10 protein-coding genes and 1 tRNA gene are annotated in these 13,550 nt (G+C 42.0%); 5 read left to right on the top strand and 6 right to left on the bottom strand.

The genetic code is table 11. The features are described from left to right. Positions 1–8 precede the first annotated feature (8 nt). The 5 genes from FTV29_RS04685 to sdhC form a co-directional block, all read right to left on the bottom strand. Positions 9–2,831 carry a 2-oxoglutarate dehydrogenase E1 component gene (locus FTV29_RS04685; protein ID WP_180075187.1) on the bottom strand — a complete coding sequence of 941 codons (2,823 nt, stop codon included), beginning with the start codon at positions 2,829–2,831 and terminating at the stop codon, positions 9–11. 821 nt (positions 2,832–3,652) lie between these two features. After that, the gene (locus FTV29_RS04680; RefSeq protein WP_005171970.1) at positions 3,653–4,363 is read right to left on the bottom strand and encodes a succinate dehydrogenase iron-sulfur subunit; all 711 of its coding nucleotides are present in this window, start codon (positions 4,361–4,363) and stop codon (positions 3,653–3,655) included. 14 nt (positions 4,364–4,377) lie between these two features. After that, on the bottom strand, positions 4,378–6,276 hold the full coding sequence (gene sdhA, locus FTV29_RS04675) for a succinate dehydrogenase flavoprotein subunit (protein ID WP_005171973.1): 1,899 nt from the start codon (positions 6,274–6,276) through the stop codon (positions 4,378–4,380). A 12-nt stretch (positions 6,277–6,288) separates the two neighbouring features. After that, positions 6,289–6,654: a succinate dehydrogenase, hydrophobic membrane anchor protein gene (gene sdhD / locus FTV29_RS04670; protein ID WP_005096282.1), complete on the bottom strand. Its 366-nt coding sequence runs from the start codon at positions 6,652–6,654 to the stop codon at positions 6,289–6,291. After that, positions 6,654–7,052 (bottom strand): succinate dehydrogenase, cytochrome b556 subunit, encoded by a 399-nt coding sequence (sdhC, locus tag FTV29_RS04665; RefSeq protein WP_074383085.1) that lies wholly within the window; start codon positions 7,050–7,052, stop codon positions 6,654–6,656. The genes sdhD and sdhC overlap by 1 nt, the downstream gene beginning before the upstream one ends. A gap of 1,008 nt (positions 7,053–8,060) precedes the next feature. Between sdhC and gltA the strand changes: the two genes are divergently transcribed. The 3 genes from gltA to FTV29_RS04650 all read left to right on the top strand — a co-directional run bounded on the left by gltA (position 8,061) and on the right by FTV29_RS04650 (position 11,987). Further along, positions 8,061–9,335, top strand: coding sequence for a citrate synthase (gene gltA, locus FTV29_RS04660; protein WP_005096279.1), 1,275 nt, complete (start codon positions 8,061–8,063; stop codon positions 9,333–9,335). Positions 9,336–9,485: 150 nt separating this feature from the next. Further along, positions 9,486–9,989, top strand: coding sequence for a hypothetical protein (locus FTV29_RS04655; protein WP_180075186.1), 504 nt, complete (start codon positions 9,486–9,488; stop codon positions 9,987–9,989). Positions 9,990–10,361: 372 nt separating this feature from the next. Next, positions 10,362–11,987 (top strand): NAD+ synthase, encoded by a 1,626-nt coding sequence (locus tag FTV29_RS04650; RefSeq protein ID WP_180075185.1) that lies wholly within the window; start codon positions 10,362–10,364, stop codon positions 11,985–11,987. A 215-nt stretch (positions 11,988–12,202) separates the two neighbouring features. Here the strand turns inward: FTV29_RS04650 and FTV29_RS04645 are convergent. Next, a tRNA-Met gene (locus FTV29_RS04645) sits at positions 12,203–12,279 on the bottom strand. A 176-nt stretch (positions 12,280–12,455) separates the two neighbouring features. On the opposite strand from FTV29_RS04645, the gene FTV29_RS04640 reads away from it, so the two are divergent. Both FTV29_RS04640 and FTV29_RS04635 read left to right on the top strand, forming a co-directional pair. Then, on the top strand, positions 12,456–12,860 hold the full coding sequence (locus FTV29_RS04640; RefSeq protein ID WP_005171986.1) for a hypothetical protein: 405 nt from the start codon (positions 12,456–12,458) through the stop codon (positions 12,858–12,860). A gap of 240 nt (positions 12,861–13,100) precedes the next feature. Next, positions 13,101–13,541 carry a universal stress protein gene (locus FTV29_RS04635; protein ID WP_005096273.1) on the top strand — a complete coding sequence of 147 codons (441 nt, stop codon included), beginning with the start codon at positions 13,101–13,103 and terminating at the stop codon, positions 13,539–13,541. Positions 13,542–13,550: the final 9 nt, after the last annotated feature.

Below are 13,550 nucleotides of genomic sequence, written 5' to 3'. Positions count from 1 at the left end.
CTCCTGGATTATTCAGCGTCGATCGCAAGCGCGTCGTTGATGAGCTGAGCTTGTTGTTTTGCATGCAAATATGGTGAACCACAAGCCGGTGCAGCAGATGCTTCACGGCCAGCGTAGCTAATACGGACTTGTTTACCCGCTTTCATCACATCGTCATATAGACGCGGAGCGATGAACAACCAAGCACCTTGGTTTTTAGGCTCTTCTTGTGCCCAAACCAGTTCTTTCACATTTGGATATTGTGCAAGGACTTCTGTCAGGCGTTTTTCTGGGTATGGATATAATTGTTCAATACGCACAATCGCAGTATTGTTCAATTCTTTTTCACGACGTTTTTCAATCAGGTCGTAATACACCTTACCACCACACAGAACCAGACGGGTTACATCTGACTTGTTGATGTTGTCCACTTCATCAATCACGGTCTGGAAGCTACCGTTTGCAAGTTCTTCTAGCGTAGACGTTGCAAGTTTGTGACGAAGAAGAGACTTCGGTGAAGTCACGATCAATGGCTTACGGATTGGACGAATCGCTTGACGACGTAAAGCATGATAAATCTGTGCAGGTGTGGTCGGTGTGATCACTTGCATGTTGTCTTCAGCACATAGCTGTAAGAAACGCTCTAAACGTGCAGATGAATGTTCCGGACCCTGACCTTCAAAACCGTGTGGAAGAAGCATGGTCAAACCACAGACACGTTCCCATTTGGTTTCACCAGACGAGATGAACTGGTCAATCACAACCTGTGCACAGTTCGCGAAGTCACCGAATTGCGCTTCCCAAATGATCAAGCTCTTAGGAAGAGTCGTCGCATAACCATATTCAAATGCCAATACCGCCATTTCTGACAACAATGAGTCATAGATTGCAGTACGCGGCTGGTTTTCTTTCAGGTTACACAGCGGAAGATAAGTTGAACCATCGACCTGGTTATGCAGTTTTGCATGACGGTGCGAGAAGGTACCACGACCTACGTCTTCACCGGTTAAACGAAGCAAGTAACCATCATCTAGTACAGTTGCATACGCCAGAGTTTCAGCAGCACCCCAGTTCAGTGGCATTTCACCCGTTTGCATTTTCAGACGGTCATCGATCACTTTCGCAACCTGACGCTGCATCACGAAGCCTTCAGGAAGTTCGCGCATTTTCGCGCCAAGTTCTTTTAGACGCTCGATCGAGAAAGTCGTATCCCATTCGTCTGTGTAGTCATGACCCAAGTAAGGCGTCCAGTCCACAAACATTTTCTTGTTCGGTTCAAGTACCAGCGCATTGGCAACGTGATTACCCGCTTCCAGATCTGCACGGTAATTTTCAACCATTTGATCTGCATTTGCACGATCAAGAACACCCTGTTGTACCAGTTGATCCGCATAAAGCGTACGCGTGGTCGCTTTCTTGCTAATCACTTGATACATCATTGGTTGAGTTGCAGCCGGCTCATCCGCTTCGTTATGACCACGACGACGGTAGCAGAACATGTCAATCACAACGTCTTTACGGAAAGTATGACGGAAGTCATGAGCCAATTGTGAAATGAATACCACAGCCTCAGGATCATCACCATTGACATGGAAGATCGGCGCCTGGATCATTTTCGCGATATCAGTACAGTATTCTGTAGAACGCGCATCACGTGGATCAGAAGTGGTGAAACCCACCTGGTTATTAATCACAATGTGCACTGTACCACCCACGGTATAACCGCGAGTTTGTGACATCTGGAAAGTTTCCTGGTTGACGCCCTGACCTGCAAATGCAGCATCACCATGTACGATTAATGGCAATACGTCATCGCCGCCAATGTCTTTACGACGTACTTGACGTGCACGTACCGAACCCTCAACCACAGGGCCAACGATTTCCAAATGTGACGGGTTAAACGCCAATGCCAAGTGAACTTCGCCACCTTGGGTCATCACGTTTGAAGAGAAGCCTTGATGGTACTTAACGTCACCAGAACCTTTCTTGTGAATCGATTTACCTTCAAATTCACCAAACAGGTCAGCCGGGTTTTTCCCCATGATGTTAACCAGAAGGTTCAAACGGCCACGGTGAGGCATACCGATTACAACTTCTTTACAGCCAACAGAACCTGCACGCTGAATAATTTCGTTAACCATCGGGATGAATGATTCACCCCCTTCAACGCCAAAACGTTTTGCACCAACAAACTTATTACCTAGATATTTTTCCAGGCCTTCAGCTGCGGTTAAACGTTCAAGGACATGTTTCTTTTGTTCAGCATTAAAACCATATTGACCACGTGCACTTTCCAGACGTTGTTGAATCCAACGTTTCTCTTTGGTGTCCACGATGTGCATGTATTCAGCACCGATTGAACCACAGTAAGTGGCTTCCATTGCCTGAACCATCTCAGCCAAAGTCGCTTCTTCTTTACCGATCGCCAGGTTGCCAGTATTGAATACCGTATCTAGGTCCGACTGAGTTAAACCATGCGCAGCAAGATCTAGATCAGGCACAACTTCACGTTTCGCCAAACCCAATGGATCCAGTTTTGCTTTCTGGTGACCACGATTACGGTATGCAGCAATCAGCTGCAACACGCCAATTTGGCGACGTTCATGCTCTGAGCTGACAGTTGATTGAACAACAGGCTGAATACGGCTTGAATTACGACCTAAAAGTAGGAATTGCTCACGTACATTACTGTGTGGTTGATCACCTTTTGGGAATTTACCGAAGTATTCTTGCCAGTCAGCACCTACTGAATCCGGAGCCGTCAAATACTGCTCATAAAGTTCTTCAATATACGCTGCACTATCAGCGCTAAGTTCAGTGTCAAGACGCAGAGCGTCAGCAACTTCTTGCATTTGTGGACCCATTTCCTATTGCAAAAACATTTTCAGGATGCTTTTTAAGCAAAACCCAGGATTATTAGTGTCAGATTGGTAATATGACACTAGTCCCCCATAAGGCATAAGCCATGAGGCGTTATCACCACACCAAGAAAATCTTGATATGTTTAATGAACAATAACACCCCTCAGCGGTATCATTACTCATTGAATACCCGATCGAAACCGGGCAATTTTTTGCAAATCGACTTAGAAAAAACAAGTAGGAACAAAGATTTTTTCTAAAGCGACTCAAGCCTACCTTTATATACCAGTCCCTGGTTATGCAATGTTTAAAAAATGTACCTAAAATGGCATTTTCTAAAGATAGTCATAGGCTAAATGCTAACATGTTCTCAAGTTTTCAATTGATTTTTTTGACACATACCTTTCATAAATTGGCTAAATACAGTTCAGATATTTTACTCTAACCTATGGTGCTTTATCTCAAAAATAGATTCAATGTAGACTTAAGTCCTAAGCATTTCCGATAAATAAAAAGAGAGCAAACCTTTCAATCCACTCCCTCCTTAAATTTCCGTTATATAATAACATCGTTCTTGTTATTTTTCAGGTCAGTTTTACAGCTAAAAATCATAAATACCCCAAATAATTACATGTTCTTGTTCTATGGCACTTAACATCACCCGTCATTTCCCGACTACCTGACTCAACTTTATACATTTTAAGTATAGTATCTTTATTTTTATCTGATGATTTTTTATTTTGCTTCAATGGTTTGCACAAAAAAAGCACACCTTGTGGTGTGCTTTTTTCCAAACTGCTATCAGCAGCCTATTAACCTGCCATATCTAAAAGCATATTACGGATATGACCGATTGCTTTAGTTGGGTTCAAGCCTTTAGGACACACAGATACACAGTTCATGATGCCTTTACAACGGAACAATGAGAATGGATCGTCAAGACGAGCCAAACGCTCTTGTGTTCCAGTATCACGCGAGTCAATGATGAAGCGGTAAGCGTTCAACAATGCTGAAGGACCCAGGAACTTGTCCGGGTTCCACCAGAATGACGGGCATGAGGTTGAACAACATGCACATAGAATACATTCATACAGACCATCAAGATGCTCACGCTCTTCAGGAGACTGTAAACGTTCCTTTGGAGGCGCAGGCTGGTTGTTGATCAAGAATGGATGGATCTTGTTGTACTGATCGTAGAACTGGTTCATGTCAACCACCAGATCTTTCACTACAGGAAGGCCAGGCAATGGACGAACAGTAATTTCATTTGGTAAATCGTTCAGGTTCCAAAGACACGCCAAACCATTTTTACCATTGATGTTTACACCATCAGAACCACAAATACCTTCACGACATGAACGACGGAACGTTAAAGATTCGTCTTGTACTTTTAATGCTAGAAGTGCATCAAGCAACATACGGTGCTTGTCAGTCAATTCCAGTTTAAAAGTCTGCATGTACGGTGCTTTATCCTTGTCAGGATCATAGCGGTAGATATGAAATGTACGAGTACCTCTACTCATCTGAATTCTCCTGATTAGAATGTACGTGGTTTAGGTGGAATCGCGTCAACCGACAATGGACGGTAACGAACTGGCTTGTACTCAAGACGGTTGTCCACAGAGAACCATAATGTGTGCTTCATCCACTCATCATCACGACGACCATATGGATAATCCGCATGATCCGGTGACAATTCGAAATCTACCACAGTATGCGCACCACGACATTCTTTACGCGCAGCAGCTGAAATTAAGGTCGCTTTTGCAACTTCATACAAGTTTTCAACTTCTAATGCTTCAACACGTGCAGTGTTAAATACTTTAGATTTGTCTTTCAAATGAATATTACGAACACGTGGCTCAATTGCAAGAATCTGCTTTACACCTTCCTCAAGTAGTGCCGATGTACGGAATACACCCGCATGATCTTGAACGATGTCACGAATCGCATCTGCAACTTCCTGAGCATTCTCACCTGTTGTGGATTCGTCAAGTTTACGAATACGCGCAACCGTTTGCTCAAGTACAGTTGTTGGTAGTGGCTCGTACTCATCACCGTGATGCTTAGTCACATAATCGATGATGTGTTTACCCGCAGCCTTACCAAATACCACCAAGTCAAGCAGTGAGTTGGTACCTAAACGGTTTGCACCATGTACAGATACACATGAACATTCACCAATTGCATAGAAACCTTTCACTGGCTTAGTGAAATCACGTTCGGCTGCATTGGTCGAATAAACATCGGTATCCTTGTTGTAATGTGCCGCCAGCGCTTCAGTTTCGCGTGACTCAGGCACAACAACCTGACCATGAATATTGGTTGGAATACCACCCATTTGGTAATGGATTGTTGGTACTACTGGAATTGGTTCTTTGGTGATATCCACGTTCGCGAATTTCTTGCCAATCTCGAATACCGATGGCAGACGCTTCATGATCGTATCCGCACCTAAATGCGTCATATCAAGCAGGATATAGTCACCTTTAGGACCACAACCACGACCTTCTTTGATTTCTTGGTCCATAGAACGTGATACGAAGTCACGTGGCGCCAAGTCTTTCAAAGTTGGAGCATAACGCTCCATGAACGGTTCGCCATCTTTGTTACGAAGGATTGCACCTTCACCACGACAGCCTTCAGTCAACAATACACCTGCACCCGCAACACCCGTAGGGTGGAACTGCCAGAATTCCATATCTTGCAATGGAATACCTGCACGCGCCGCCATGCCAAGACCGTCACCAGTATTGATATAGGCATTGGTAGATGCACGGTAAACACGACCCGCACCACCGGTAGCAAACAATGTGGCTTTACCTTGGAATACAGCAATTTTACCAGTTTCCTGGTCAATTGCAGTGACACCAAGTACGTCGCCTGCTTCGTTACGGATCAAATCAAGTGCGATCCATTCTACGAAGAATTGTGTACCCATTTTCACGTTGCTTTGATAAAGCGTGTGAAGAAGTGCGTGACCTGTACGGTCGGCAGCAGCACATGCACGTGGCACCGCTTTTTCACCGTAGTTCGCAGAGTGGCCACCGAATGGACGCTGGTAAATTGTACCATCAGCGTTACGGTCAAATGGCATACCCAAGTGTTCTAATTCGTATACCACTTGAGGTGCTTCACGCGTCATAAATTCGATTGCGTCTTGGTCACCTAACCAGTCCGAACCTTTTACTGTGTCGTAGAAATGGTAGTGCCAGTTATCTTCTTGCATATTACCAAGAGATGCACCAATACCACCCTGCGCTGCCACAGTGTGAGAACGGGTTGGGAAAACTTTGGTCAGTACCGCAACTTTCAAACCAGCTTGAGCAAGTTGGTAAGACGCACGCATACCTGAACCACCACCACCCACGATGACTGCATCGAAGGTTTCGTGTGGAATATTTGTGTAATCTTCTTTAGGGTTTATAGCGCCCATGATTGTTTCCTATCAATTCGCCCAAAAAATCTGGATCGCCCAGATTGCATATGCCAACACAGCAATAATCACTGCTGAAGTCAGTACAATACGCAAACCATTCGCCGAAGGACCCATTTGACGAGTCGTCACATAGTCTGTGAAAACTTGCCACATACCAATCCAAGCGTGTGCAACAAGAGATAAGACTGACAATAAAGATAGAATCTTCATTGGAGTTGTCATCATGAAGCCATACCATTGTTCATAGCTGAATCCACTGTTACACAGGATCCAACCCAAAATAACAACGGTATAAACAGCCAAAATAACAGCACTAACACGTTGGAGAAACCAATCGCGAGAACCTGAACCTGTTAAACCAGTAGCGCTTTTCATTAGAGTACGATCCATACAAATGCTGCAACGATACCGATTGCAGACAAGATTAATGCGATAGTAGATGCGACACGGCCACTTTCTAATTCTTCAGCAACGCCAATGTCAGCAAGTAAATGCTTAACACCCGCAATAAAGTGAAAAATCAAGCCGGCGACAAATACCCATACAATGAAACGAACAATGAAACCATTCATGATTTCTTGAACTTGCGCAAAACCTTCAGGTGAAGACAGTGATTTGTCTAAAATCCAGAGAAGGACCGGTACGAGTAAGAATACGATAACACCTGAAAGACGGTGTAGAATTGATGCAATAGCCACGGGCGATTTTAAGTTTACTTCTAAAACTTGACCCATGGACAAATTGACAGGTCTGTTGCTTTTCACAGCGGGCATCCTGTAAGTAAAAACTCCATCCGGAGTTTGTTGGAATTAATTCGAAGGAAAGCTGGCATTCTTAGGCAAATACATGCCTAAAATCAAAACGACACTGAATTATAAAACGTCAACTATTAAAACACAAACAGATGGATTTGGCTTTTTCAAGAAAAACCCTTTAAATAAGAATCATTAACAACAACATATGAGGTTCTTTAGCGACTAAGAATCCACTAACTTTCATCTATATAATTGTTTTTAAATAATTAACTTGATCAATTTACTCTGTTATTCTTTTTAAAGCCAATTCCCGCTATTTAGACTAAAGATGCACAGTTGCAGCACAAATCTTATTTAAAATCTCGATTTAATTTAAATGGAAATCAAGCTCATACAGGTAGTGCAGCAGTTATTAAGATGGGTCTGCTTTCAGGTATAATTATAACCTGAGCTTAAAGAGTCACTTAGACTGCACTCGATGATGGATTTTTTGATCGCTTTAGAGGATTTGGATTCGAAAAATCACTCATTTATTTTTAGACTGGGGACCTTTGCTGCAAAGTTGGCCATTTATTAAGCTATTTTTTAATCAATTGAATCAAGTCAAAAATTTAATTAATTGCTTTTATTTATAATTCTGCATGTGCAAAGGAAATGAGTAAAAACCATGTAAGTTATGAGATTTATATAGTTTTAACAACTCCCAATAAGATCAGCGATACTTTTTCGCAGCATTTCTTAGTCTGAAAAAACGCTTACAAATAATTCAGGCCCTCTATTTTTTTCTGCACCTCTGTTTAAATTTGACTTATTATAGAGGTTTGATGCTGTGATTTTACTGAACTTTTTATACCAAGATGGTGTGACTAAGCCGCTGTGCAAGCGTCATTTTTTCATCCATAAGTATAATTGACAAAATTTCAGTACTCACTAATCTTATAGCAAATTTTTGATCCATCCGTTTTGTGCATTAAAAGATTGATAGACAACTCGGATATACATTCACCAGGACAGGAGATCTATTGAATGTCTGAAGCAACTGGCAAGAAAGCCGTTTTACAGCTTGATGGCAAAGAAATTGAACTACCAATTTACAGCGGCACATTGGGCCCAGATGTAATCGACGTTAAAGATGTGTTGGCTGCAGGTCACTTTACTTTTGATCCTGGTTTTATGGCAACAGCGGCGTGCGAGTCTAAAATCACCTTCATCGACGGTAACAAAGGTGTACTTTTACACCGTGGCTACCCAATTGATCAATTGGCGACTAAAGCTGATTACCTAGAAACTTGCTATTTACTTCTTAATGGCGAACTTCCGACTGCTGAGCAAAAAGAAGAATTCGACGCTAAAGTACGTAACCACACAATGGTTCACGACCAAGTTAGCCGCTTCTATAACGGTTTCCGTCGTGATGCGCATCCTATGGCGATTATGGTGGGTGTTGTTGGTGCGTTATCTGCGTTCTACCACAACAATCTGGACATCGAAAATGTTGATCACCGTGAAATCACAGCGATCCGTTTAATTGCGAAGATCCCTACTTTAGCGGCTTGGAGCTACAAGTACACAATCGGTCAACCGTTTGTTTACCCACGTAACGACTTGAACTACGCTGAAAACTTCCTTCACATGATGTTCGCGACTCCTGCTGATCGTGATTACAAAGTTGATCCTATCCTTGCTAAAGCAATGGATCGTATCTTCACGCTTCATGCTGACCATGAACAAAATGCCTCTACGTCTACAGTACGTTTAGCTGGTTCTACTGGTGCTAACCCGTATGCATGTATTGCTGCTGGTATCTCGGCACTTTGGGGCCCTGCTCATGGCGGCGCGAACGAAGCTGTTCTTAAGATGCTTGATGAAATCGGCTCTGTAGAAAACGTTGCTGGCTTCATGGAAAAAGTGAAGACTAAAGAAGTTAAACTGATGGGCTTCGGTCACCGAGTTTACAAAAACTTCGATCCACGCGCGAAAGTCATGAAAGAAACTTGTGACGAAGTTCTTGGTGCGCTTGGCATCAACGATCCACAACTTGCTTTGGCTATGGAACTTGAACGTATTGCACTTTCTGACGAATACTTCATCAAACGTAACCTATACCCGAACGTAGACTTCTACTCAGGTATCATCCTTAAAGCGATTGGTATCCCGACAGAAATGTTTACTGTGATCTTCGCGCTTGCACGTACTGTTGGCTGGATCAGCCACTGGTTAGAAATGCACAGCGGTCCTTACAAGATCGGTCGTCCTCGTCAGCTTTATACTGGTGAAGTTCAACGCGATATCGCTCGTTAATTCGAACGGCGTTGCAAGACAGAAAACCACCCTTTGGGGTGGTTTTTTTAGTGCTGACAAAATCCTACATATAGCCTCTTTAATTCCTTTTAAAATGCATGAACCTCGACCATATTCATAGATTGAAAACTTGAACAGGATCTGTACTTGATGTTGTTGTATGCCCTACCGTTTATTTTAAGATTCATCCGTTTTGAACAGTTCAAGTGCCGCAGCCTAACGCCCGGTGAAATCAGAATCTGTCAGCAGGTATTTGGCAATCTGATTGACTATTCGGCAGTCAGGATCATGAATCACCCATATTTACCCTGGCAATCCAGACATGTGATTATGGCACCCAGTGGTTATATCCATGCACGAAATTTAAATTATCGGGAAGACTATTCATGTGAAAGCTTGGCCTATCAGGCACTGTTTATTCATGAGATGACCCATATTTATCAATACCAACAGCAGATTAATGTGGTTTTAAAGGGCGCATTTCTACAAAGTGCTTATTTTTTAAGCTTAGGGAAATATAATCCTTACAAATATCAATTTAATCCCAACAAATCATTTTCACAGTATAATATTGAACAACAAGGTGATATTGCCCGAGATATTTTTCTTAAAAAAATACCCAATATTATTTTAGATAGCCAAACAATTGTTTGATATATAATCATTTTTATTCAAAATATCATCTTGATTTGGCATTTTTAAAATTAAGGCCATGAATAAATGATTTAAATCCTGAGATTTATTCATGTGCAGAAAACCTACATATTCTTTATTTTTGGATAATAACTTTTCATTTCAACATTCATTCTCGCAAAACAGCTCTAGCTTCTGGATTAAATTTCGATAAAATAACCCAAGTATGATATTTTAGCTCGCAGATCAAGATTTAACGATCATGTGATAAAGACGTTTTTTCTTTTGCCATTTGGCATTTTTTTAAGTATCAAAATGCACTCAGCTGGATAATTAGAATTATAAAAATCAGTGATTTAGTGTATTAACCTATAGGAATAGGATTTAATTGGAATGAAAAGTTTTAAAATTGCGATTGCTCAGCTCTCTCCACATGTGGGCAATTTGGATGCAAATACTCAAAAAATGATTGATCAGGCCAATCAGGCTAAAAAAGATAAGGCTGATCTGATTATCTTCCCTGAGCTTGCAATCTTGGGCTACCCTGCAGAAGATCTATTAATTCGTCCAAGTCTGGCCAAACGCACCAAAGCTGCTTTTGAAAAACTGACTGAAGTCAAAGATATTGTGATGGTCTTCGGTTTTGTAAATCAAACTGAAGATGGCCAGCGTTATAACTCAGCAGCCGTCATGAAAGATGGTGAGGTGCTGGGTATTTATAACAAACAGGTGTTGCCAAACTATGGCGTATTTGATGAAAAGCGTTATTTCGGTGAAGGTCATCAACATCTGGTATTTGAATATCTCGGACACAAATTTGGTGTGCTGATTTGTGAAGACGCATGGTCTTTAGCTACTGTACAGCAGCTGGCAAAACTCAATATCGAAACTGCTCTGGTACTGAATGCCTCTCCATATGAAGTGGGTAAACCACAACACCGTATTGAGACCATGGCAGCTCTGGTAAAACAATTGAATATCAATCTGGTCTATTGTAACCAGGTCGGTGGTCAGGATGATCTGATCTTTGACGGTACCAGCTTTGTGTTAAATAAATCTGGCGAAGTCGCGCTACAGGCCCCAAGTTTCCAGGAAAGCCTTTCTATCGCAGAATATGATGCTGAACAGCTTCAATTTAGCAAAGGTACAATTACACCTGCGCTGGACACCATGGCTGAGATCTATCAGAGCCTGGTGATGGCAACCCGTGATTATGTACAGCGTTCTGGCTTCCCCGGCGTGATTCTGGGCCTATCGGGTGGGATCGATTCTGCCCTGACCCTTGCGATTGCTGCAGATGCCATTGGTGCAGACAAAGTTCAGGCGGTCATGATGCCTTATACCTATACCGCACAAATCAGCGTAGAAGATGCGGCTGAACAAGCAAAAAATATGGGGGTAACCTTTGGTATTGCCGAAATCAATCCGGTAGTAAACGGCTTTATGCAGGTACTCTTCCCGTTCTTTGGAAGCGCCCCGGCAGATGCGACTGAGGAAAACCTGCAAGCACGTTCGCGTGGTACCTTATTAATGGCGCTTTCCAACAAGTTCGGCAATCTGGTGCTTGCGACCGGAAATAAATCTGAACTGGCTGTGGGTTATTGCACACTGTATGGTGACATGGTCGGTGGCTATGCCGTCTTGAAAGATGTGTACAAAACCATTGTGTTTGAACTGGCGAAATATCGTAACAGTATTTCAGAAACACCCGTGATTCCAGAACGTGTCATTACTCGCCCACCATCAGCAGAATTGCGTCCAGATCAGGTCGATCAAGACTCTTTACCTTCGTATGACATTCTGGATGCCATCCTGTATTCATACATCGAAGAAGACATGAGTCAAAACGATATTATTGACAAAGGTTTTGATGCCGAGGTGGTGAAAAAAGTCATCCGTCTGGTCGACATGAATGAATACAAGCGCCGCCAAGGTGCAATTGGACCACGAATCAGTTCACGTTCTTATGGGCGCGAACGTCGTTATCCAATCGTCAATGGCTGGAAAGCAGGTAACTAAGCCCTTTTCTTAGTTATTTAAATCGAATCGCCTGAGTGAATACTGGGGCGATTTTTTTATATCGACGCTAAAAGTAGAAAATTAATCAACAATCACAGAAAAATAATTTTGGAAATATCTGAAAATTTAATGGATGCTTCAAATAATTTTTATCATGCGCCATACTTTTTAAAAGACAAAAAAAGAGACCAAGCTGAGAGCTTGGTCTTTTAAAATGGTGGCTATGACGAGACTTGAACTTGTGACCCCCGCATTATGAGTGCGGTGCTCTAACCAACTGAGCTACATAGCCGTAAACTGTGTGCGCATTATCGTAATTTCAGGTGCTATCGTCAAGCATTTTAAAACACAAATGTTCAGTCTTTATGCAAATGAAGAATAAACTCTTAAACTTTAAACAATATTAGATTTTTTATTTGGTATTTCACATATTCTTATGAAGAACTTTAATGCTTGGAGCTTTCACCGATGTACAAAATCAACATACTGATTCTTTTACTTAGCACTTTAGCAATCACCGCCTGCCAGGTGATTTCTCCTATTTTTGTCAACTACAATGGAGTACGTCGCGATGTGGCACAGTGGATTAATCATCAACAATTCATGAGCATGCAACAGAAACGCACCTTGGCGCAATTAAGTCGGGCTCAACAGCAAATCAAGCGTTATCCGGAATATGATCAGACTCAACGACTGGCCATTGCCAAAGAAAATCAGATTGCATTCTATTGTGCACGTTTGCATGTGAACGAACATAAAATCCAGCAACTGCAACAACAAATTTTCGCACCTGAGACGCAGGCGATTTTAAATCAATATGAACAACTGGCACCACAAATCAAATTGGACCCGGCATCCATTCAATGTGATTGACAATCAGCTTGAATATTTCTGTAAATCCATATAATTCAATTATTTAAAATCAATAAACCATGAAACTTAAAACTCAGAAACCTGCGTTTAACTGTTTAATCTATTAGACATTATACCTATGTATTTACTTGGTTTTATTTTTATACAATACAGGCTATGATCAAAGTATAAACAACTATTCGTACTCGGTTTAACGTGTCATCATTTTTATAACACTTAATTCCCAACAGGAGAATTCTAATGCCTTTTGAACATATTTTAGTCCCTATTGACGGTTCGGAAACATCTTATGCTGCCGTTGATAAAGCAGTCGAAGTTGCCAAAGCATTTAACAGTAAAGTGACAGTGGTACAGGTACTGACACTCGACCCTTATATTGCTGCGGAATATATCTCTGCAGCGCAAACCAACGACCTGATTGAACGTGCTCGCACCTCGATCTTAAAAACTCTGGATGAAGCCAAAGCAAAATTCTCTGGTGCAGGTGTTGAAGTAGATACCCAGCTACTTGAAGGCCAGGTGATTTATAGCGAGATTGTCAAAGCAGCGAAAGATTTAAATTCTGACCTGATCATAATTGGTTCACATGGCCGTACTGGCTTCAAGAAACTGTTCCTGGGCAGCGTAGCTCAAAGCATTCTAGGTCAGGCCGATATTCCAGTGATGGTTATTCGCAAGTAATCCGTGCAT

The sequence above is a fragment of the Acinetobacter sp. YH12254 genome, assembly GCF_013417415.1.
GTDB lineage: Bacteria > Pseudomonadota > Gammaproteobacteria > Pseudomonadales > Moraxellaceae > Acinetobacter > Acinetobacter pseudolwoffii.
This window is presented reverse-complemented; position numbering and strand designations above follow the sequence as displayed.